The organism is Solirubrobacter phytolaccae, from assembly GCF_027587195.1.
Classification (GTDB): Bacteria; Actinomycetota; Thermoleophilia; order Solirubrobacterales; family Solirubrobacteraceae; genus Solirubrobacter; species Solirubrobacter phytolaccae.
Genome location: NZ_JAPDDP010000031.1, coordinates 57,545 through 77,595 on the forward strand (window position 1 = coordinate 57,545; position 20,051 = coordinate 77,595).

Sequence of the window (20,051 nt, forward strand, 5' to 3'; positions counted from 1 at the left end):
CACCCTCAGGGCCAGCTAAAAGGTCGGGCGCATTCCGCCGCCGTCGGCGTACCATCTTTAAGAATGGATGCCGCAAGCCGTCCCGTGCGCGTGCTCGTCGTCGAAGATGACGAGGAGATCGCCCAGGTCCTCCAGCGCTCGCTGCGCCTGGAGGGCTATGAGGTCAAGCTCGCCGCCGACGGCGTGCGCGGCCTCGATGAAGCGCACGCGTTCCTGCCGGACATCATCGTCCTGGACCTCGGTCTGCCCCGTCTCGACGGCATCGACGTCGCGAAGCGGCTGCGTGAGGACGGGGACGACACGCCGATCCTGATGCTGACCGCGCGTGACGCCTTGGAGTCACGCGTGGAGGGCCTGGACGTCGGCGCCGACGACTACCTCGTGAAGCCGTTCGAGCGTCAGGAGCTGCTCGCGCGTCTGCGCGCGCTGCTGCGCCGGCGCCCGCCGCGCGGCATGGCCCCGCTGCGCGTCGGCGACCTCACGCTCAACCCGGACACGCACGAGGTCGCGCGTGCGGACCGGTCGATCGACCTGACGCAGCGCGAGTTCGAGCTGCTCGAGTACCTGATGCGCAACGAGCGCCTCGTGATCAGCCGCCAGAAGCTGCTCGACGAGGTCTGGGGCTACGACCCGTTCTCCATCACGAACACCATCGAGGTGTTCGTGTCCAACCTCAGAAGGAAGCTCGAAGCCGGTGGCGAGCCCCGTCTCCTCCACACGGTCCGCGGCGCGGGCTACGTACTCCGCGTATAAGCGGCAGCCGATCCGCTGGCGCCTCGCCGGCGGTGCGGCCGCGCTGACGCTGATCATCCTGCTGAGCTTCGCCGTGATCGTCGGCACGCTGACGACGCGGGCGATCTACGCCGACTTCAACCGCCAGGTGTCGTCCGCCGCGGACAAGCTGCAGCAGCGGCTGGACTACAAGTCGGCCGGGCGGGACACCAAGGGCAACCCGCTCTTCAACAGCAACACGGACCTCGACGCGTACACGTCGGGCAGCAACGCGGTCGTCCGCGTCGTGTACACCAACGGCGCCCGCTTCGACGGCTCGGCGAACGCGCCGAGCTTCGGTGAGCCCGAAGTCGGCGGGCGCGAGATCGACGGCTGGCGGGTGGAGACGCGCGAGCTGCGCCTGTATCCGGGCGACACGGCCGTCTACCTGCTGATCTACCTGCAGTACGCGCGCCGTGTCTCGGACGTGTCCGCCACCGCCAACCGCGTGAAGGTCTTCCTCGGCCTCGGCGTGCTCGGCGGCACCGGCCTCGCCCTGCTCGCCGGCCTCGCCACGGCCCGGCGCGCGATGGAGCCGATCGCGGAGCTGACCGCCGCCGCCCGCGAGGTCGAACGCACCCGCGACGCGTCGCTGAAGCTCCCGCGCCCCGAGGCCGACGACGAGATCGCCGAGCTGGCCACGACGCTGGAGGGCATGCTGCACGCGCTCGACGAGGCCCGCACCGAGACCGAGGGGACGCTCGCGCGCCAGCGCGAGTTCATCGCCGACGCCTCGCATGAGCTGCGCACGCCGCTCACGTCGGTGCTGGCCAACCTCGAGCTGCTCGAGGAGACGCTGCACGGCGAGCACCGGGAGGCGGCGGCGTCCGCGCTGCGCTCGAGCAAGCGGATGCGCCGGCTCGTCGCCGACCTGTTGCTGCTGGCGCGCCAGGACGCGGGCCGAGTGCCGATCCAGCACCACCCCGTGGACCTCTCCGAGGTCATCGTCGCGGCCGCGTCCGAGCTCGAGCCGGTCGCCGGGGACCACGACATCTCGATCACGGCCGCGCCGGGCACCGAGATCGAGGGCGTGCAGGACGAACTTCACCGTCTGGTCCTGAACCTCATGGAGAACGCCCTCCGGCACACCGACCCGGGCACCGCGGTCGAGGCGTCGGTGGAGCGGCAGAACGGCCATGTCGTGCTCGCGGTGGAGGACGACGGGCCGGGCATCGCGCCCGAGCTGCGCGAGAAGGTGTTCGAGCGCTTTTTCCGCGCCCACGGGGATCGCAGCGGGTCATCGGGCCTCGGCCTGGCGATCGTGCGGGCGGTCGCGGAGAGCCATCACGGGACCGTCACGCTCGAGCCGCCGCTCGACGGCCGCGGCGCCCGCTTCGTAGTGCGGTTCCCCGCCCTCCCCTGAACGGTCGGACGCCCTCTCAAGCCGCGGCCCGTTCGGCCGATGCACAGAGGGACATGTCTGACACCACTTCCCAGCAGCTCGTCGTCTTCAGCCTCGGGTCGGAGGAGTACGCCCTCCCGATCGGCTCGGTCCACGAGATCATCCGCTTCTCGGAGCCCCGTTCGGTGGCTTCTGACGTGCCGTGGATCCGCGGCGTCATCGGCCTGCGCGGCAAGATCATCCCGATCTACGACCTCGCTTCGCGCATCGGCATCGACGCCGGCGACGCCGAGTTCGGCAAGATCGTCATCGTCGAGACGGGCACCGGCCAGGCCGGCGTCGTCGTCGGCGACGTCGAGGAGGTCCTCACCGTCACGGCCGAGCAGCTCGAGGCCGTCCCGTCCGCCGACCTGCAGACGATCGAGTCGATCGCGAAGATCGGCGACCGTCTGGTCATCCTGCTCAACCCGGAGGGCCTGTTCGCCGGCACCGGCGTTGACGAGCTCGCCGCCGCGTAGTCCCCGGTCCGGTGGCCAGCCTCCCCAACACGAGCGCGCGGGTGCGAGTCGTCGTCGCTGACGACTCGCGCCTGATGCGCCGCATTCTCTCCGACGCCCTTTCTCGCCAGGGTTTCGACGTGGTCGCGGGTGCGGCCAATGGCGATGAGGCACTGGCCGCCTGCAACGAGCACCGGCCCGACGCGATGACCCTCGACCTGCACATGCCCGGCCTCGACGGCCTCGGCGTGCTGCGCGCGCTCAAGGCCGGCAAGGCCACGAGCGTCCCGGTCATCGTGGTCTCCGCGTTCTCCCCCGCCCACGGCGCCCGCGCGGTCGACGCGCTGGCCGAGGGCGCGTTCGACCTCGTCGCCAAGCCGGCGATGGGTGAGTCGATGGACGAGTTCACCAAGGACCTCGCCCGCAAGGTCAACGACGCGGCCGACAGCGGCAAGGCGCGTGCGCGCCGCCGTCTGGCGCCGGCCACGTCCGCCGCTTCCGTCACCCCGCTCGTCAACAAGCCTGCCGTGGCGCGCGTCGCTCCGGCCCGCCCGGTCCGCACGGGTGGCAAGAAGTTCGTGATGATCGCTTCCTCGACCGGCGGCCCGAAGGCCCTCGGGGAGCTGATCCCGAAGCTGCCGTCGCCGCTCGGCTCCGGCTCGGTGATCGTCCAGCACATGCCGCCCGGCTTCACCGCCTCGCTGGCGACGCGCCTGGACGGCACCTCGCGCCTGAACGTGATCGAGGCCAAGGCCGGCGACGCCGTCGACCCCAAGCGCCTCCTGCTCGCCCCTGGTGGCGCGCATCTCCGCATGGAGAAGGACGGGCGCGTGCGCCTGTCCGACGACGCCCCGATGGGTGGCCTGCGCCCGCGCGCGGACCTCACGATCGAGGACGTCGCGAAGATCTACGGCTCCAACCTCGTGCTGGTCGTGTTGACCGGCATGGGCAAGGACGGCCTGGAAGGCGCGAAGGCGGTCAAGAAGGCCGGCGGACGCATCCTCGTCGAAGCCGAGTCGACCTGCGTCGTCTACGGCATGCCGCGCGCGGTGGCCGAGGCCGGCCTCGCCGACGAGATCCTTCCACTCAACGACCTGCCCGCCGCAATTGCCCGGGAGGCCGGCGCATGACCCTTCCCCCTCGTACCCCCCTCACGCCGCGCAAGCCGCTGATCACGCCCAAGGGCGTCGATCGTCCGGCCCGCACGCCGCTGGCGCCGCGCCCGGCCACGTCGGCCGCGCCGGCGCGTCCCGCCGCCGCGCGCCCCGCCGTCGGCACCGCGAGCCTGAAGAACGACGATTTCACCGCCCTGTGCGAGCTCGTTCGCACGCTGTGCGCCGTGGATCTGCTCCAGTACAAGCGCAACCAGATGGAGCGCCGCGTCCGCACGTGGACCGAGCGCCGCGGCACGCCGGACCTGACCGAGTACGGCAAGATCCTGCGCAAGGACCCGCAGGAGCTCGACGCGTTCCTGGACCGCGTGACGATCAACGTCTCGCACCTGTGGCGCCACGAGGACCAGTTCGAGGTCCTGCGCAACAAGATCCTCCCGGAGCTGGCCGAGCGCAAGCGCCTGAAGATCTGGAGCGCCGGCTCCTCCTACGGCGCCGAGGCGTACACGATCGCCGCGGTCTGCCGCGAGACGCTGCCCAAGATCCCCGTGGAGATCGTCGGCACCGACCTCGACAAGCGCATGGTGGCCCGCGCCCGTGAGGGCTACTTCACCCCGGAGGACGCGCGCACGTCGCCGAAGGGAATGTTGCAGAAGCACTTCGACCCGCGTGAGGACGGCGGCTGGACCGCGAAGCCCGAACTCAAGCGCATGTTGCGCTTCGAAAATGGGGACCTTCTGCGTATGGCGGTTCCCACCGCACGCTACGACGTGGTCTTCTGCCGCAACACCGTGATCTACTTCACGGAAGAGGTCCGGGACGCGCTGCACCAGCGGCTCGTCCAGGCGCTCTCGCCTGGCGGCTACCTCGTCGTCGGAACGTCTGAGCGCGTGTCCGACCCGAAGGGCCTCGGCCTGACCTCGCCCTACCACTTCATCTACCAGAAGAGCTAATGGACGAGTATCTCCCGATGTTCCTCGCCGAGGGGCGTGAGCACCTGCAGGAGCTCAACCTCGCGGTCGTTCAGATCGAGGAGACCCCCGACGACCAAGCAACGGTCGACGAGATCTTCCGCATCGCGCATTCCATGAAGGGGATGAGCGCGACGATGGGCTTCGCCGGCATGGCGGCCCTGACGCACGAGATGGAAGACGTGTTCGAGCTCCTGCGCCAGCGCGCGGGCGGCCTCGAGCGCGTCGCCATCGACGTGCTGTTCCAGTGCCTGGACGCGCTCTCCGCGGCGGTCGAGTCGATCGACGAGACCGGCCAGGAGAACATCCAGCCGCAGGTGCTGATCGAGAGCCTCCAGGGCCTCGTGCGCGAGCGCACGGCCGAGCAGGAGGCCGAGCGGATCGGCGTCACGCCGCCGCCGTCGGATCTCAGCGAGCTGGCCGACGGCCGGCGCGTGATCCAGATCTCCGCGCGCCTCGACGACGACGTCTCCATGCCCGCCGTGCGCGGCTACATGGTCCTGTCGGTGATCGCGGGCTACGGCGAGACGCTCAAGTGCATCCCGTCGCCCGAGGACGTCGACACCTTCGACGGCCGCAACATCGACGCGTGGGTCGTCTCCGAGCGCACCGACACCGAGATCCAGGACGCGGTCGCGTCCGTGCCCGAGGTCGCCGAGGTGCACGTCTTCGAGGCCGCTTCGGACGCCGCGCTCGACGCGCCGGACGAGGTCGCCGAGGAAGTCACCGCCCCGCCGGCCGCGCCGGTCGCGGCGCTCGACGTCGACGTGCCCGCGGGCGAGGCCCCCGAGGCCGCGGCTCCGGTCGCGCCGACGAAGCCCGCCGCCCCGGCCGCGCCCGCGCCGCCGGCCAAGGCCGAGAAGCCGCAGGAGAAGAAGGCCCACGGCGGCTCCTCCACCGTCCGCGTGGACGCGGAGCGCCTGGACCAGCTCATGCACTTCATGGGCGAGCTCGTCCTGCACCGCACGCAGGTCGAGGCGCTCATCCAGCAGGCCGACGTGCCGGGCCTCTCGCAGGCCATGCAGAACCTGACGCGCACGTCGCACGCCCTGCAGTCGATGGTCATGCAGGTCCGGATGATCCCCGTGGAAGCCGTGTTCCTGCGCTTCCCGCGGCTCGTGCGCGACCTCCAGACCAAGCTCGGCAAGCAGGTCGACCTGCAGCTCGTGGGCAAGGACACCGAGCTCGACCGCACCGTGGTCGACGCGCTCGGCGACCCGCTCGTGCACCTCGTCCGCAACTCGCTCGACCACGGTCTCGAGGGACCGGAGGAGCGCGTCGCGGCCGGCAAGCCCGCCCAGGGCATCCTCGAGATCTCGGCCCGCCACGCCGGCGGCAACGTGATCATCACGGTCGCCGACGACGGTCGCGGCATCAACGCGCGCAAGGTGGCCGAGAAGGCCGCGGAGCGCGGGCTGATCGACCCGATGGCGGTCGACTCGATCGACATGCCGCGCGCGGTCGAGCTGCTGTTCACCCCCGGGTTCTCCACGGCCGAGGTCACGAGTGACATCTCCGGCCGCGGTGTCGGCATGGACGCGGTCCGCGCCGCGATCCGTGGGCTCGGCGGCGAGGTCATCATGACCTCCGAGCCGGGCAAGGGCACGAGCTCGCAGATCCGCCTCCCGCTGACGCTGGCGATCATGGCCGCGCTCATCGTCGAGGCCGACAACCGCCCGTTCGCGATCCCGCTGGACCGCATCGAGCGCACGGTGCGCGTCGCCGACCACGCGGTCCGCTCCGTGGCCGGGACCAAGATGCTCGTCCTGTCGGACGGCGTGCTGCCCGTCGTCGACGCGTCCGAGCACTACGGCGGGCCGACCAGCCCGGGCGCCGAGTACGCCGTCGTCGTGCGTGGCAACGGCGACCGGTTCGCGCTCACCGTCAGCCGCATGATCGGCCAGCACGAGCTCGTCACCCGCCCGCTGCCGCCCGAGGTCTCCGACGGTGCCGCCCTTTCGGGCGCCGCGGTCCTCTCGGACGGTCAGATCGCCCTCATCGTCGACTGCGACGCGGTCGTCGACGTCCCCGTCTCCGCGTGAGCACCAGAAAGGACGTACGTTGACCCGATATACGGATACTCAGCTCGACGCACTGCGTGAGCTGGCCAACATCGGCTCGGGCACGGCTTCGACCGCGCTCTCCGGCATGCTCGGCAAGAGCGTGGACATCTCGGTGCCCAACGCCTTCGTCCTGCCGATGGCCGAGGCCGTCGGCTCGATCGGCGACGCGGAGTCCGAGGCCACCGGCGTCGTCCTCGGCATCGTCGGCGACATGCCCGGCTCCGTGCTGCTGCTGTTCACGCCCAAGGACGCCGAGCTCATGTGCGGCCTGCTCGGCGTCGAGGCCGGCAGCGAGTACGGGATCTCCGCGCTGATGGAGATCGGCAACATCGTCGGCGCCAGCTACATCAACGCGCTCGGCCAGATGATCGGCATGGACCTCGAGCCGACCCCGCCGGCCGCGGCGACCGACATGCTGGGCGCGATCGTGCAGACCGTCCTCGCCGAGCGCGCGGGCGCCGGCGACGTGGCGCTGCTCCTGGACTCCGACCTCGTCGTCGAAGGCGAGGACTGCTCCGTGTCGTTCCTGCTGGTGCCCGATCAGGGCGGCGTCGAGCAGATGCTCGAGCGCCTGGGCGTCTAGTTCATGGCGGAGACGATGGTCAGGATGGGCGAGCTCGCCGCCTCGGCCGTCGCCGGTGATGTCCTCGTGTCCCTTGGGCTGGGCTCCTGCATCGGCCTTGCGTTGCTCGACCGGCGGACGGGCATCGCCGGCCTCGCGCACGTCGTGCTGCCCGCCTCCGGCGGCAATGCGCCCAAGGGATCCTGGAAGTTCGCGGACTTCGCCGTTCCTGAATTGGTCGATCGGGTGGTAAAGCTTGGCGCTCGCCGGCCGATGCTTGAGGCAGTGCTTGTCGGTGGTGCCAGCATGTTCGCCGTGTCAAAGTCCTCACTCGAGGTTGGGCAGCGCAATGAAGCCGCTGTACGTGAGCTGCTGCGCGAGCAGCGCATCAACGTGATCGCCAAGGAGACCGGTGGCTCGCGCGGGCGCACCATCCGCGTCTACGTCGGCCCGAACAAGGTCACCGTCAAGGAAGCGGGCGGCACCGAGAAGCCCCTGCTCGCCGGTGCGACCGCTGGAGTGAACGCATGAGCGGCACCGGCGGACCCGTACTCAGCGAAGACGCGATCGCCGCGCTGGTCGATGCGGCGCGCGACGGGCGCCTGCCCGACGACAAGCCCACCCCACAGCGGCGCCGCCGCATGCGCGCGGTCGACTTCACGCGTCCGACCAAGTTCACCGCCGAGCAGGAGCGCCGGCTCGGCCGCACGCTCGAGGCCTTCTGCCGCACGGCGTCGACGCGACTGTCCGCCGAACTGCGCGTGCCGCTCGAGTTCGAGCTGCTGACCTCCTCCCAGCTGACGTGGGCCAACGCCCACGCGGCGGTGCCGTCGTCCTCGACGGCCGCGATCTTCCACGTGGAGCCGATCGGCACGCGGATGCTGCTCTCCACGGAGAGCTCGCTGCTGTTGGGCGCGATCGAGCTGCTGCTCGGCGGGTCGATCGACGGCGGCGTCAAGGAACGCCGCATGACGGACATCGACCAGGCGCTCGGCCGGCACTTCTTCGAGCGCCTGCTCGCGCAGCTGACGCTGATCTGGACCGACGTCGCCGGGCTCACGCTCGAGCTGGAGACGGTCGACCAGCACCTGGAGACGGCGCAGATGGTCTCGGTGTCCGAGCCGACGCTGTCGATGATGATCGAGGCCCGCCTCGGCGGCATCTCGGCCACGATGGCGCTGCTGATCCCGTGGTCGGCGATCGCCCCGGTGGCGGAGCGCTTCGGCTCGCGTGAGGACCACAACGGCCCGCGCAGCGAGGACGAGGCCTCCTCGGTCCGCCAGGCGGTCGGCTCGGTCGAGATGATGGTCCGTGCCGAGGTCGCCTCGGTGATGCTGCCGATCGAGTCCGTGCTGGCCCTCAAGGAGGGCGATCTGCTGCGCCTGAACTCGCCCGCCTCGGGCGGGATCACGCTGTACGCCGACCAGGTGCCCGTCCACACGGGCCGCCCGGGCCGCAGCGGCAGCCGGCGCGCCGTGCAGGTCACCAACAACCTGGCCAAGGGGAAGAGCTTCCGATGAGCTCCACCGAGGCGCTGACGAAGCTCGGCGAGTCCACCGGCGAGGCGTGCCTCTCCGTGCTGGAGATGTTCGCCGCCGACAAGGTCTCCGTCGGCGAGGTCACGACCTTCGACGACCCCAAGGGTGCCTTCGCGGGCGCGCCGGTGCCGTGCGTGGCGATGTCGGTGTCCTACGTGGACGGCGTCACCGGCGGCAACGTCTTCCTGATCACGCTCGACGGGGCGCGCAACCTCGCCGCCTCGATGATGGGGATGGACGAGCCGGAGGACCCGGACGCCGAGGAGCTGTCCGAGCTCGAGCTCTCCGCGGTGTCGGAGGCGATGAACCAGATGATGGCCTCCGCCGCCGCCGCGACGTCCGTCGTGCTCGGCAACGAGGTCGAGATCGGCACGCCGGACACCAAGACCTTCACCGCCGGCGACGACATCGCCGCCGCCTACGCCAAGACCCCGTACGCGGTGCGGATCGCGATGTCGGTCTGCGGCGAGCCGGCGCGGATCGTCCAGCTCGTCCCGAACGCGTTCGTCGTGCGCATGTCCAGCGCGCTGGACGAGATCGGCTCGGAGATCCAGGGCGGCGTCCCGGAGACGCCCGCCGCCGGCGCCACGCCGCGCGGCACCACGGGGGCCAAGCCCTCTCTGTCCGGCATCCCGGTCAGAGTGTGGGCAGAACTCGGCCGGGCGCGGATGCCGTCGGCGCAGATCGTCGGCCTGCCCCCCGGGGCGGTCGTCGAGCTCGACCGGCTGGCCGATGACGCGATCGATCTTTACGTGAACGGAACACGCTTCGCCACTGGCCGTCTGGTAGTGGTGGATGGGACAGACTGGGCCGTGCGCATCGAGCACGTCCTGGAGAATGCAAACGACAGTGATTCTGGAATGGAGGTGGCCGGATGGCCCGAATCCTGGTAGTCGACGATGCTGCCTTCATGCGGAAGATGGTCTCTGACGCGCTCACCAAGGGCGGTCATGAGGTCGTCGGTGAGGCCGGCAACGGCGTCGAGGCGCTCGAGCGGTTTCAGGAGCTCAAGCCTGAGCTCACGACGCTCGACATCACGATGCCCGAGAAGGACGGCCTCGCCGCGTTGAAGGAGATCATCGAGCTGGACCCCAGCGCCCGCGTGATCATGTGCTCGGCGCTGGGTCAGGAGTCGAAGGTGCTCGAGTCGATCAAGCTCGGTGCCCGCGACTTCGTCGTGAAGCCGTTCAAGCCCGAGCGCGTGCTCGAGGCGGTTGGGAAGGCCCTGGCCTAAAGCTTGTAACCACCGGACACCTCGATCACCTCACCGGTGATCCACCCGAGGTCGTCCGAGAGGAGGGCGGCGATGGCCTTGCCGATGTCGTCGCTCTCCCCCAGGCGCTGCAGGGTCGTCTCCGCCACGATCGGTGGGATGAACTCCGGGTAGGCGTCGATCCCGCCGTCACCCAGGTTGGTCCGCGTCGGCCCCGGCGCGACCGCGTTGACGCGGATCCCACGCGGCGCGAGCTCGGCCGCCAGATAGCGCGTGAGCATGTCCACGCCGCCCTTCATCGCCGCGTAGGTGGCGTAGCCGACCGTGGTCACGCCCGGCCGCGTCGAGCTGCTGCCGGTGTTGACGATCGCGCCGCCGTCGGCGAGCAGCGGCAGGAGCGCCTGCGTGAGGAAGAACGGGCCCTTGAGCAGGACGCGGTGGTAGCGCTCGTAGATCTCGTCCGTGGTGTCCGCGAACGCCGACGGCCCGCCGATGCCGGCGTTGTTGACGAGGTAGTCGAAGCTGGTGCGACCCCAGTGCTCCCGCAGCGCGCCGCGGACGGCCTCGGCGAACGCGGGCAGGCTCGCGGTGTCGGCGATGTCCAGCGGGAGCGAGACGAAGTCGGCCGGGTTGCGGTGGTGCGTGGTGATCACGCCGATCCCGCGGTCGTGGAGCTGCTGCGCCGCGGCGCGTCCGATGCCCGATCCTGCTCCGGTCACAAGTGCGATCTTGGTCATGGTGGTAGTTTTCGCTTATGAAGCTGGAAAGTGTGAGCCCAGAACGCGCGGATCAATGCACAATCCTGCGCGAACTCATCGCACGCCACGCCCGGCCCGACGAGACGACCGCGATCGACGGCGTGCTGCTGTCGGCCGCCGACCGCGCGGGTGAGCCGCGCGCGTCGACGACCGGCACGGTGTTCGCGCTCATCGCCCAGGGCGCGAAGCGGCTCGCGATCGGCGAGCGCACCTTCGACTACGGCCCCGGCCAGTATCTCGTCGCGTCCGTGGACCTGCCGATCACGGGCCACTACACCGCGACGCCGGCGCTCGGGTTCGGGCTCGTGCTGCGGCCCGCCGTGATCGCCGAGCTGCTGCTCGACGTGCCGCCCGGGCCCGCGCCGTCGGGCCTCGGGGTCGCCGACGCCTCGCCGGAGCTCCTGGACGCCGTCACGCGCATGGTGCGGCTGCTCGACCACCCGTCCGACCACGCGGTGCTCGCCCCGATGCTCGAACGCGAGATCCTCTGGCGGCTGATCAACGGGCCACTCGGCGCGAGCGTGCGCCAGATCGGCATGACCGACTCGAGCCTGACGCTGATCGGCCGGGCGGTTCGCGCGATCACCGAGGACCCGGCGCGCCCGTTTCGCGTCGAGGACCTCGCGCGCACGTGCGGCATGAGCGCCTCCGCGTTCCACCGCGCGTTCCATGCCGTTACCGCGCTCAGCCCGATCCAGTTCCAGAAGCAGGTGCGTCTCCAGCAGGCGCGGCTGCTGCTGCTCACGGGCGCCGACGACGTCGCCACGGTCGCGTTCCGCGTCGGCTACGACAGCGCGTCGCAGTTCAGCCGCGAGTACCGGCGCCAGTTCGGGCTCCCGCCCGGCCGGGACGCGGCGCGGCTGCGCGCTACGGCTGCTTGACGGTCTTGCCGTCGAGCAGGCAGACGCCGCTCGGCGCCCAGTGGGTGCCGTCGGCGGCCTTCGGCGCGCCGTGCGAGGTCATGTCCTCGGCCAGCGCCGCGCCGACGGACAGGCCGACCGCGAAGACGACGGCGGCGAACCCGGTGGCGATGACACGCAGCTTGGACCTCACCCCCTGGTGATCGGCCTAGCCGGCGGACGCTTGAACCCACGGCCCGACGCCGCCGACACGCTCGAGCGCGTAGCGGACGATGTAGCCCGGGCCGCGCGGCGCCGGGAACGTCGTCTCGGGCGTCATGTAGAGCTTCGCGAGCCGGTCCAGGAGCTCCCACGCGTCCTCGGTCGGGCCCTCGATCGTCGCGCGGGCCTTCAGCACGGCGTAGTGGGAGAGGAAGACACCCGGCTCGCGGGGCGCCAGGAACGAGAGCACCGCGCGCGGGTCACGGTCCAGGTTGCGGAGCTTGAGCTGATCGCGGCGCATGTGGGCGGTGACGAGGTCGTCGCCGTCCAGGCCGAGCCAGACGACGGACACCTGTGGGCCGCCGTCGGCGTTGATCGTGCTCAGGTGCGTGAGCGGGCCGGACTCGATCAGGGTGCGGAGGTCTGCGGGGAGCGCGGGCATTCCCGCATCATCGCGAACGGCTGCGGCTGAACACGAGCACGCAGACGTCGTCGTCGCCGCCCGCGCCCTCGTCGAGCGCGACGGCCAGCGACGCCGGGGTGGCATCCTGCCCGGCCGCGGTCAGGAGGCGCTCCAGCCCGACGTCGATGCTCTCACCGCGGCGCTCCACGAGCCCGTCCGTATAGAGCACCAGCTGGTCGCCAGGAGCGAGCACGAGCGTGGCCTCCACGCGCGGCAACGCTTCGATCTCGATCCCCAGCGGCGTCGAGCGTCCCTCCATGAACAGGCGCGTGTCGCCGCCCACGGTGACGATCACGGGTGGGAGATGGCCGGCCACGGCCAACGTGGTGGCGCCGGAGTCCGGGTCGATCTCCGCGTAGACGAACGTGGCGAAGCGCGCGGGCACGACCTGCTCCACGTACGTGTCCAGGAACCTGACCACCTCGCGCGGTCCAGCGCCCGTGACCGCCAGGGCGCGGACCGCGCTGCGGAGCTGGCCCATCGCGGTGGCGGCCATCAGCCCGCGGCCGACCACGTCCCCGACCGTGACGGCGATGCGCCCGTTCGGCAGCTCGAAGGCGTCGTGCCAGTCGCCCCCGACCTCGAGCTGGGCGACCGCGGGGTGGTAGAGCGCGGCGATGGCGAAGCGGGGGTCCCGCGGCGGCTCGTCGGCCAGCAGGCTCTGCTGGAGCGTGTGCGAGATCGCGCTGGCCTGCTCGTGCTGGCGCTCGAGCGCGCGGCGGGCGGCGCGCTCGCGGTCGCGCGCCAGGCGCAGCTCGCGCTCGTACGCCCGGCGCTCACGTACGTCCAGGACGGTCGTGCGCACGAGCTGGGGCGCTCCCGCCTCGTCGGTGACGAGCACCGAGTTCACCAGCACCGGGAGCCGCTGACGGTCGGCCGTGATGATGTCGACGGCGATCTCGCGGACGCTGCCCTGCATCCGCAGCAGCGGGGAGAAGTGCGTCTCGTAGTAGATCCGGCCGCCCGGGCTCAGCAGATCCTGGAAGCGCCGCTCGTTGACCAGGTTCTCGCGGTTGTAGCCCGTCCAGCGCAGGAACGTCGCGTTCACGCGTACGATCGTCCCGTCCGGCGACGTGGACAGATAGCCACAGGGTGCGCGCTCGTAGAGGTCCTCGGCGCTGGGATCCGCGAAGTTCATCGCGGTCGCGCTAGAGGAACGCGCGGATCGCGTCGATGGTCTCCTGCGGCGCGCTCAGGTTGGGGCAATGGCCGGTGGCGGCCATCCGCACGAGCACCGAGCTGGGGATCTGCGCGTGCACGTAGTCGCCGACCACGGACGGCGCGATCACGTCGTCGCTGCACTGCAGCACCAAGGTCGGGACGCGGACGGTCGCGAGATCGGCGCGGTTGTCGGACAGGAAGGTGACCCGCGCGAAGCTGGCCGCGATGTCGGGGTCCGTCCGGCAGAAGCTCGCCGTCAGCTCCTCCCCCAGATCAGGCCGGTCCGGGTTGCCCATGATCGCCGGGGCCATCGTGCTCGACCATCCGAGGAAGTTCGAATCCATTGAGTCGAGCAATTCCGCAATGTCCTCCTGCTCAAACCCACCGACGTACCCGTCGTCGTCGAGATAGCGCGGCGACGGGCCGACCAGCACGAGCGTGCCGAAGGCCTCCGGGGCGCGCGCGGCGGCGAGCACGCCGATCATCGCGCTCACCGAATGCCCGACGAAGACCGCGTCGGTGAGGTCCAGCTCGGCGCAGATCTCGACCACGTCGTCGGCGTACCCACCGAGCGTGCCGTAGCGCTCCGGATCGTAAGCCGAGAGGTCGGAGTTCCCCGCCCCCACGTGGTCGAACAGCACGACCCGGTGGTCGGCCTCGAACGCCGGCGCCACGAAGCGCCACATGTTCTGGTCGCAGCCGAAGCCGTGCGCGAACAGCATCGGGCGCGCGTCGGGTTGGCCACTGACGTGAACGTGGTTGCGTTCGAGGACGCTCAAGCAGCCAGAGTCTATGACTCAGGCTGCCGACGCGCCAAATGTGCGAGCCCTGACACTTGAGCGATTCTGGACATTCATCCGATTTGGATTAATCAGTCCAGCCCGCACCATGTGTCCTGGTCATAGGGAACACACGTCAGGAGCCCACAGTCCGCGTTGCAGCGCGGGATGTGAGCGGGAAAGGAGCTGACATGGGCTGGAAGATGTAATCCAACGCATGGTCTTGCGAGCGAGCGCCTCATGGGCGCTCGTTCTCGTTAACGGCCGGGCCGCGAGATCCCTGAATCGGACAAACGTCCAAGCCCGTCTACGCCGCCGCCAGCCGCGGGCGAGCGTACTCCGCGACCCGCTTCTCGAAGGCCAACTCGGCCTCGAAGTCGGCCTCGTCGGTGTGGCTGAAGGCCACGCCCTTCTCCAGGATCATCCGCTCGAAGACCTCGACCACCTGCGGGTCGAGCTGCGTGCCGGCCACGCGGCGCAGCTCCGCGAGTGCCTCCTCGGAGCTCACCGGGCGCCGGTAGGAGTCGCGCGAGGTCATCACGTCGTAGGTGTCGGCGACGGACAGGATCCGGGCACCGAGCGGGATCTCCTCCCCCGCGATCCCCGCGGGGTACCCGCCGCCCGAGAACCGCTCGTGGTGGTGGAGCACGATCTCGGCGACCGGCCCGTAGCCCTCGATGCGCTCGACGAGCTTCGCGCCCTGCTCCGGGTGCAGCTTGATCTGCTCCCACTCCTCGTTCGTGAGCTTGCGGTCGGCGAACAGGACGGAGTCCGGCAGGATGAACTTGCCGATGTCGTGCAGCAGCGCGGCGGTGTGGATCAGGTCCTGTTCGCGTTCGTCGAGGCCGAGCATGACGGCGACCTCGCGGGAGTAGCGCGCGACGGCCGCGGAGTGGCGAGCGGTCATGGCGTCGCGCATCGACAGCGTCTGGAGCACGGTCGAGAGCAGGCCGACCTGCAGGGAGGCCAGCTCACGCGTGCGCTGCTCGAGCTCCTCGCCACGCTCGTCGGCGGCGATGCTCGTGCGCAGCAGGTACTGGAAGACGAAGATCACGACCGCGGCCAGCCCGACCGCGCCGACACCGGTCTCCGAGTACGTGAAGGCGATGCCGGCCGTCAGCAGGCCGGTCGCGAACTCGGACGGCAGCGCCGTCACGAACGAGCGCAGCATCTCGCGCATCGGCACCAGGTAGCCGAACGCGGTCGCCGTCGCGATCAGCGCGAAGTTGATCGCGTTGGTGACCATGAAGACCAGCAGCACGACGGCCGCGAAGCTGAAGCGGTCGATGCCGAGGACGTCGGGCCCGACGAGGAACTCGATCCCCAGCCCGCCGAGCAGCGGGAACAGCGCGTAGGTCGCGATGTTGACCAGGGCGCGGTCCAGCGAGCGGCGCGACGCGAACGCGTCCACGAGCGCCGAGGCCGCGCCCATCGCCGCGGCGGGTGCGGGTCCGAGCAGCGCCATGGCCAGCACGAGCGCCAGGAACGACCCCGAGAGCCGGAGCCCGCGGATCTCGAAGGCGATCGCGTCGCTGACCACGGCCAACGCCAGCAGCATCGCGACGAGCGGCAGCGGTCGCCAGTCGGCGGCCTCGCTCGTGACGCACGCGCCCGCGACCGCAAGCGCGAGTAGGGCGGCGGCGGCGACCGACAAGATGACTTGGCGCCTAGGCATCCACTCACCCTCATCGGCACCACTCGGAAAATCCGAAGGCATTTCTATGGCAAGGACTGCTCTCCTGCCATTCCGGGGTACAGTGGCCCCGGAGTGCGGAGGCGTCTTGAACCGCTGCGCGTGCGGCCGTTCGGCCAGTTGCTGGGGTCGTACACGGTCAACGACTTGGGGGACTCGATCGGGGTCGTGGCCCTGTCAGTGCTCGTCTTTGACCGAACGGGTGATGTCGCGCCGACCGCTGGCTTCTTCCTGGTGGCCAAGTTTCTGCCTGCGCTGTTCTCGACCGGGCTGACCGCGCACCTGGACCGGATGGCGCTGCGGCGGGTGCTGCCGGTGATCTACGTGATCGAGGCGCTCGTGTTCGCCGCGCTGGGCTTCCTGGCGATCGGGGACCGGTTCTTCCTGCCGCTCGTGCTGGCGCTCGGCCTCGTGGACGGGACGCTGGCGATCACCGGTCGCGGGCTCACGCGCGGGGCGGTCGCGGCCACGCTGCAACCGCACGGGTTGATCGCGGAGGGCAACGCGCTGATGAACCTCGGGTTCGCGGCCTCCTCCGTGTTCGGCGCGGCGATCGCCGGTGGCCTGATCGCGGCCTTCGGCGTGTCCGCGGCGCTGTTCGTGGACGCCGCCTCGTTCCTGGTCATCGCCGGGCTGCTGGCCACGACGCGCGGCATGCCGTCGGTCGAGCACCACGCGTACGAGCCGTGGCGGGCGCGGTTCCGCGACGGGCTGTCGTTCGCGCGCTCGCACCCGCTGATCCGGACGCTGCTGGTCGGGCAGTCGCTCGCGCTGATCTGCTTCACCGTGGTCGTCCCGATCGAGGTCATCTACGCCAAGGAGTCGCTCGGCACCACCAGCGCCGGGTTCGGGCTGCTGCTGAGCGCCTGGGGCGTCGGCATCGTGCTCGGCAGCCTGCTCTACCTCGGCTTCAAGCACCGGTCCGGGTTCGGGCTGATCATCGTCTCCAGCGCCGCGGTCGGCTTCGCCTACCTGGGCATGTCGCAGGCGAACGTGCTCTGGCTCGCGTGCGCGATGTCGGTGATCGGCGGCGCCGGCAACGGCATCCAGTGGGTCGCGGTGATGACCGCCATGCAGGAGGCGACGCCGCCCGAGTACCAGGCGCGCATGTCCGGGCTGCTCGAGTCGATCGGCGCGGCGATGCCGGGCATCGGCTTCCTGCTCGGCGGCCTGCTCACCGTGCTCGGGTCCCCGCGCACCGCCTTCGCGTTCGCGGGCGCGGGGATCCTGGTGCTGGCGATCGTCGCCGTGGCGCTACGCCCGGCGCACCAGCGACGGGTGGCTCAGACCTCGACGACCACCGGCAGCACCATCGGGCGGCGCTTGAGCCGGTCGTAGATGAACTGCGCGAGGTCGTCGTGCAGATGGCTCTGCAGGACGTCGACCTCGGTGATCTGCTGCTCGGCGGCCGCGTCCAGCGAGTCTTCCACCGCTTCGCGCAGGTCGTCCGTGAACTTGTCGTTGCCCTCCAGGAACGGCACACCGCGGGCGATCACCTCGGGCGGAACGACGGACGAGCCGTCCTCCTCGGAGATCGTCGCCACGACGATGAAGATGCCGTCCGCGGACAGCATCCGCCGGTCGCGCAGGGCGACGTCGCTGACGTCACCGATGTCCACGCCGTCCACGAAGATCATGCCGGAGTGCTCCGGCTTGCCGAACTTCGCGCCCTCGGCGGAGATCTCCAGCGGCGTGCCGTTCTCGGTGCGGAAGATGTTCTCCTCCGGCACGCCGACGGCCTGGGCCAGCTCGCCGTGCAGCAGCATGCGCTTGAAGTCGCCGTGGACCGGCATCACGTACTTCGGGCGGGTGAGGTTGATCATCATCTTGACCTCCTCCGCGTAGCCGTGGCCGGAGGCGTGGATCGGCGCGTCGCGCGCCGTCACCACCGTGCACCCGATGTGGTAGAGCCGGTCGATCGTCTCGTTGACCGCGCGCTCGTTGCCGGGGATCGGCGTGGCGCTGAAGACCACGGTGTCACCCGACTTGAGCTCCACCTGCGGGTGGTCGCGGTAGGCCATGCGGCGCAGCGCGGACAGCGGCTCGCCCTGTGAGCCGGTGGAGATGACGACGATCTTCTCGTCGGGCCACTGGTCGATCTCGCGCGGCGGCAGCAGCATCCCCTCGGGGATGTCGATGTGCCCGAGGCTGCGGCCGATGTTGACGTTCTTGCGCATCGACCGGCCGACGAGCGCGACCTTGCGGCCGTTCTTCTCGGCGGCGTGCACGACCTGCTGCACGCGGTGGATGTTCGACGCGAAGCAGGTGACGACGATGCGGCCTTCGCAGCGGCCGAACACGCGGTTCAGGTGCGGGCCGACGATCGACTCGGAGTCGCTGATGCCCGGGCGGTCGGCGTTCGTGCTGTCGCCGCAGAGCAGCAGCAGCCCTTCGCGGCCGAGCTCGGCCAGGCGGCTCATGTCGGCCGGCGGGCCAATGACGGGCGTCTGGTCGAACTTGTAGTCGCCGGTGAAGAAGACGGTGCCCAGCGGCGTCCCGATCGCGACGCCGCTGGCGTCGGGGATCGAGTGCGTCAGGTGCACGCGCTCGAGCGTGAACGGGCCGGCCTCGACGACGTCGCCGATCGGCAGCACCTCGAGGTTGACGTCGCGCAGCTTGTGCTCGTCGAGCTTGGAGCGGGCCATGGCGATCGTGAGCTGACCGCCGTAGACGACCGGGATCTTCTCCTGGCCGAGGTCGCGGATCACCCACGGCAGCGAGCCGATGTGGTCCTCATGGCCGTGCGTGATCACGATCGCGTCGATCTTGTCGACGTTCTCGCGCAGGTACGTGAAGTCGGGCAGGACGAGGTCGATGCCCATCATCTCGGCCGTCGGGAAGCGCAGGCCGCAGTCGACGACCACGATCCGGCCGTCGTACTCGACGACCGTCATGTTCTTGCCGATCTCGCCGACGCCTCCCAGCGGGAGGACGCGAACCGTGCCGCTCAACGTGCGGTGACCTCGCGCAGCAGTCCGTGCTGGGCGAGCGCGTTGTGCACGTAGTTGCGTTCCTGCTCGTCGCACTCGACGAGCGGCAGGCGCAACCTGCCTGGATCGTGGCCGAGCATCTGCAGCGCGGCCTTGACCGGTGCGGGGCTGGCGGTGATGAACATCGCTTCGTAGATCTCCTGGAGTGACGCGTCGATCTCGGCGCGCGCGTCGGGCTCGTCATACATGCGCCGCATCTCCGGGCCGACGACGTGGCTGGCGACGCAGATGCCGCCCGCTTCGCCCAGCTCGAGGACCTTGCCATAGATGTCGTCGTTGCCGGCGAGCAGCGCCAGGCCGTCGATCTTCTGCAGCTCGTCGCTGTTGGCCTGCTTGACGGCGTCGATGCCGTCGATCTGCGCCAGCTCGGCGAGCAGATCGGGCGGCATGTTGACGGCCGTGCGGCCCGGGATGTTGTAAAGGATGACCGGCGTGTCCCCCGCGGCCTTCGCCACTTCCTTGAAGTGGGCGATGATCCCGCGGCGGTTCGGCTTGTTGTAGTAGGGCGTCACGGAAAGGACCGCGTCCACGCCCGCTTCCACTGCCTTCTCGGTCAGGTGGACGGCGTGGCGCGTGTCGTTGGATCCGGTGCCGCCGACAATCGTGGCTTCGTCCCCGAGCTCACGCGCGATCAACGCGATGAGCCCGAGGTGTTCCTCGTCGCTCATCGTCGCCGCTTCGCCCGTGGTCCCGGCCACGACCAGCCCGTGCGAGCCGTTCGCGAGCAAGTGGCGGCCGATCGCGACCGCTCCCTCCTCGTCGACGGCGCCGTCAGCACGGAACGGGGTGATCATGGCCGTGAGCAGGCCTTCGTAGGGACGCATGGCGTAGAGGATGGCACGCGGGCCGGTCAGCCCGCGAGTGGATCTCCTGAGCTGAGCTTCGGCGGTGCGTATGACGGCTTGTTCGCGTCCTCCTCCGACGACGGCGCCCCGGGCATCGCCGGCGGCTTGGTCTCGCCCTCGGTCGGCGGCTGCGGCGGGCCGGACGGCACGCCGGGCGCCTGCGGCGGCGGCGCGGAGCCCTCCGTGGGCGCGGGCGGGCCGCTCGGAGACTCGGTCGGCGGCACGCCGGGCG

At 70.4% G+C, this 20,051-nt stretch carries 21 protein-coding genes and 1 pseudogene; 13 read left to right on the plus strand and 9 right to left on the minus strand.

The window, feature by feature from the left end; translation table 11 throughout:
* The first annotated feature begins 63 nt into the window (after nucleotides 1-63).
* Genes OJ997_RS17810 through OJ997_RS17860 form a run of 11 tightly spaced genes read left to right on the plus strand, consistent with a single transcriptional unit; the run spans nucleotide 64 to nucleotide 10,090 of the window.
* The gene (locus tag OJ997_RS17810; RefSeq protein ID WP_270026535.1) at nucleotides 64-753 is read left to right on the plus strand and encodes a response regulator transcription factor; all 690 of its coding nucleotides are present in this window, start codon (nucleotides 64-66) and stop codon (nucleotides 751-753) included.
* Entirely contained in the window at nucleotides 695-2,134 is a 1,440-nt protein-coding gene (locus tag OJ997_RS37650; RefSeq protein WP_270026536.1) for a sensor histidine kinase, read from the plus strand. Before OJ997_RS17810 ends, OJ997_RS37650 begins: the two co-directional genes overlap by 59 nt.
* A 53-nt stretch (nucleotides 2,135-2,187) precedes the next feature.
* Nucleotides 2,188-2,631 carry a chemotaxis protein CheW gene (locus OJ997_RS17820; protein ID WP_270026537.1) on the plus strand — a complete coding sequence of 148 codons (444 nt, stop codon included), beginning with the start codon at nucleotides 2,188-2,190 and terminating at the stop codon, nucleotides 2,629-2,631.
* A gap of 11 nt (nucleotides 2,632-2,642) precedes the next feature.
* Nucleotides 2,643-3,740, plus strand: coding sequence for a chemotaxis-specific protein-glutamate methyltransferase CheB (cheB, locus tag OJ997_RS17825; RefSeq protein ID WP_270026538.1), 1,098 nt, complete (start codon nucleotides 2,643-2,645; stop codon nucleotides 3,738-3,740).
* Nucleotides 3,737-4,675, plus strand: a complete 939-nt coding sequence (locus tag OJ997_RS17830) for a CheR family methyltransferase (RefSeq protein ID WP_270026539.1) — start codon at nucleotides 3,737-3,739, stop codon at nucleotides 4,673-4,675. The genes cheB and OJ997_RS17830 overlap by 4 nt, the downstream gene beginning before the upstream one ends.
* Nucleotides 4,675-6,735, plus strand: coding sequence for a chemotaxis protein CheA (locus OJ997_RS17835; protein ID WP_270026540.1), 2,061 nt, complete (start codon nucleotides 4,675-4,677; stop codon nucleotides 6,733-6,735). Before OJ997_RS17830 ends, OJ997_RS17835 begins: the two co-directional genes overlap by 1 nt.
* A 19-nt stretch (nucleotides 6,736-6,754) precedes the next feature.
* Nucleotides 6,755-7,339 carry a chemotaxis protein CheC gene (locus OJ997_RS17840; RefSeq protein ID WP_270026541.1) on the plus strand — a complete coding sequence of 195 codons (585 nt, stop codon included), beginning with the start codon at nucleotides 6,755-6,757 and terminating at the stop codon, nucleotides 7,337-7,339.
* Between the two features lie 24 nt (nucleotides 7,340-7,363).
* Complete coding sequence (locus OJ997_RS17845; protein WP_270026542.1) at nucleotides 7,364-7,849, plus strand: chemotaxis protein CheD; 486 nt, start codon at nucleotides 7,364-7,366, stop codon at nucleotides 7,847-7,849.
* Nucleotides 7,846-8,838 (plus strand): flagellar motor switch protein FliM, encoded by a 993-nt coding sequence (locus OJ997_RS17850; protein WP_270026543.1) that lies wholly within the window; start codon nucleotides 7,846-7,848, stop codon nucleotides 8,836-8,838. Before OJ997_RS17845 ends, OJ997_RS17850 begins: the two co-directional genes overlap by 4 nt.
* Nucleotides 8,835-9,749: a FliM/FliN family flagellar motor switch protein gene (locus OJ997_RS17855; protein WP_270026544.1), complete on the plus strand. Its 915-nt coding sequence runs from the start codon at nucleotides 8,835-8,837 to the stop codon at nucleotides 9,747-9,749. The genes OJ997_RS17850 and OJ997_RS17855 overlap by 4 nt, the downstream gene beginning before the upstream one ends.
* Nucleotides 9,731-10,090 carry a response regulator gene (locus tag OJ997_RS17860; protein WP_121256065.1) on the plus strand — a complete coding sequence of 120 codons (360 nt, stop codon included), beginning with the start codon at nucleotides 9,731-9,733 and terminating at the stop codon, nucleotides 10,088-10,090. Before OJ997_RS17855 ends, OJ997_RS17860 begins: the two co-directional genes overlap by 19 nt.
* Here OJ997_RS17860 and OJ997_RS17865 read toward each other — a convergent pair.
* Nucleotides 10,087-10,806 (minus strand): SDR family NAD(P)-dependent oxidoreductase, encoded by a 720-nt coding sequence (locus OJ997_RS17865; protein ID WP_270026546.1) that lies wholly within the window; start codon nucleotides 10,804-10,806, stop codon nucleotides 10,087-10,089. The two genes, OJ997_RS17860 and OJ997_RS17865, sit on opposite strands and share 4 nt — an antisense overlap.
* Before the next feature lie 32 nt (nucleotides 10,807-10,838).
* Between OJ997_RS17865 and OJ997_RS17870 the strand changes: the two genes are divergently transcribed.
* Nucleotides 10,839-11,708 (plus strand): AraC family transcriptional regulator, encoded by an 870-nt coding sequence (locus tag OJ997_RS17870; RefSeq protein ID WP_270026547.1) that lies wholly within the window; start codon nucleotides 10,839-10,841, stop codon nucleotides 11,706-11,708.
* Here OJ997_RS17870 and OJ997_RS17875 read toward each other — a convergent pair.
* The 5 genes from OJ997_RS17875 to OJ997_RS17895 all read right to left on the minus strand — a co-directional run bounded on the left by OJ997_RS17875 (nucleotide 11,695) and on the right by OJ997_RS17895 (nucleotide 15,966).
* A complete protein-coding gene (locus OJ997_RS17875) occupies nucleotides 11,695-11,880 on the minus strand; it encodes a hypothetical protein (protein WP_270026548.1) in 186 nt (61 codons plus the stop codon). The two genes, OJ997_RS17870 and OJ997_RS17875, sit on opposite strands and share 14 nt — an antisense overlap.
* A gap of 15 nt (nucleotides 11,881-11,895) precedes the next feature.
* The gene (locus OJ997_RS17880; protein WP_270026549.1) at nucleotides 11,896-12,330 is read right to left on the minus strand and encodes a PPOX class F420-dependent oxidoreductase; all 435 of its coding nucleotides are present in this window, start codon (nucleotides 12,328-12,330) and stop codon (nucleotides 11,896-11,898) included.
* Between the two features lie 7 nt (nucleotides 12,331-12,337).
* Nucleotides 12,338-13,489 carry a SpoIIE family protein phosphatase gene (locus tag OJ997_RS17885; protein ID WP_270026550.1) on the minus strand — a complete coding sequence of 384 codons (1,152 nt, stop codon included), beginning with the start codon at nucleotides 13,487-13,489 and terminating at the stop codon, nucleotides 12,338-12,340.
* Between the two features lie 10 nt (nucleotides 13,490-13,499).
* On the minus strand, nucleotides 13,500-14,291 hold the full coding sequence (locus OJ997_RS17890; RefSeq protein ID WP_270026551.1) for an alpha/beta fold hydrolase: 792 nt from the start codon (nucleotides 14,289-14,291) through the stop codon (nucleotides 13,500-13,502).
* A gap of 307 nt (nucleotides 14,292-14,598) precedes the next feature.
* A complete protein-coding gene (locus tag OJ997_RS17895) occupies nucleotides 14,599-15,966 on the minus strand; it encodes an HD-GYP domain-containing protein (RefSeq protein WP_270026552.1) in 1,368 nt (455 codons plus the stop codon).
* Between the two features lie 93 nt (nucleotides 15,967-16,059).
* On the opposite strand from OJ997_RS17895, the gene OJ997_RS17900 reads away from it, so the two are divergent.
* Nucleotides 16,060-17,322, plus strand: coding sequence for an MFS transporter (locus tag OJ997_RS17900; RefSeq protein ID WP_270026553.1), 1,263 nt, complete (start codon nucleotides 16,060-16,062; stop codon nucleotides 17,320-17,322).
* On the opposite strand, the gene OJ997_RS17905 is transcribed toward OJ997_RS17900, so the two are convergent.
* From OJ997_RS17905 to OJ997_RS17915, 3 genes and pseudogenes are all read right to left on the minus strand, one after another.
* Nucleotides 17,268-18,935: a ribonuclease J gene (locus tag OJ997_RS17905; protein ID WP_270026554.1), complete on the minus strand. Its 1,668-nt coding sequence runs from the start codon at nucleotides 18,933-18,935 to the stop codon at nucleotides 17,268-17,270. The genes OJ997_RS17900 and OJ997_RS17905 overlap by 55 nt on opposite strands.
* Nucleotides 18,932-19,798, minus strand: coding sequence for a 4-hydroxy-tetrahydrodipicolinate synthase (gene dapA, locus OJ997_RS17910; protein ID WP_270026555.1), 867 nt, complete (start codon nucleotides 19,796-19,798; stop codon nucleotides 18,932-18,934). The genes OJ997_RS17905 and dapA overlap by 4 nt, the downstream gene beginning before the upstream one ends.
* Nucleotides 19,799-19,824: 26 nt before the next feature.
* Nucleotides 19,825-20,051: pseudogene (locus tag OJ997_RS17915) on the minus strand (hypothetical protein); the annotation flags it as partial.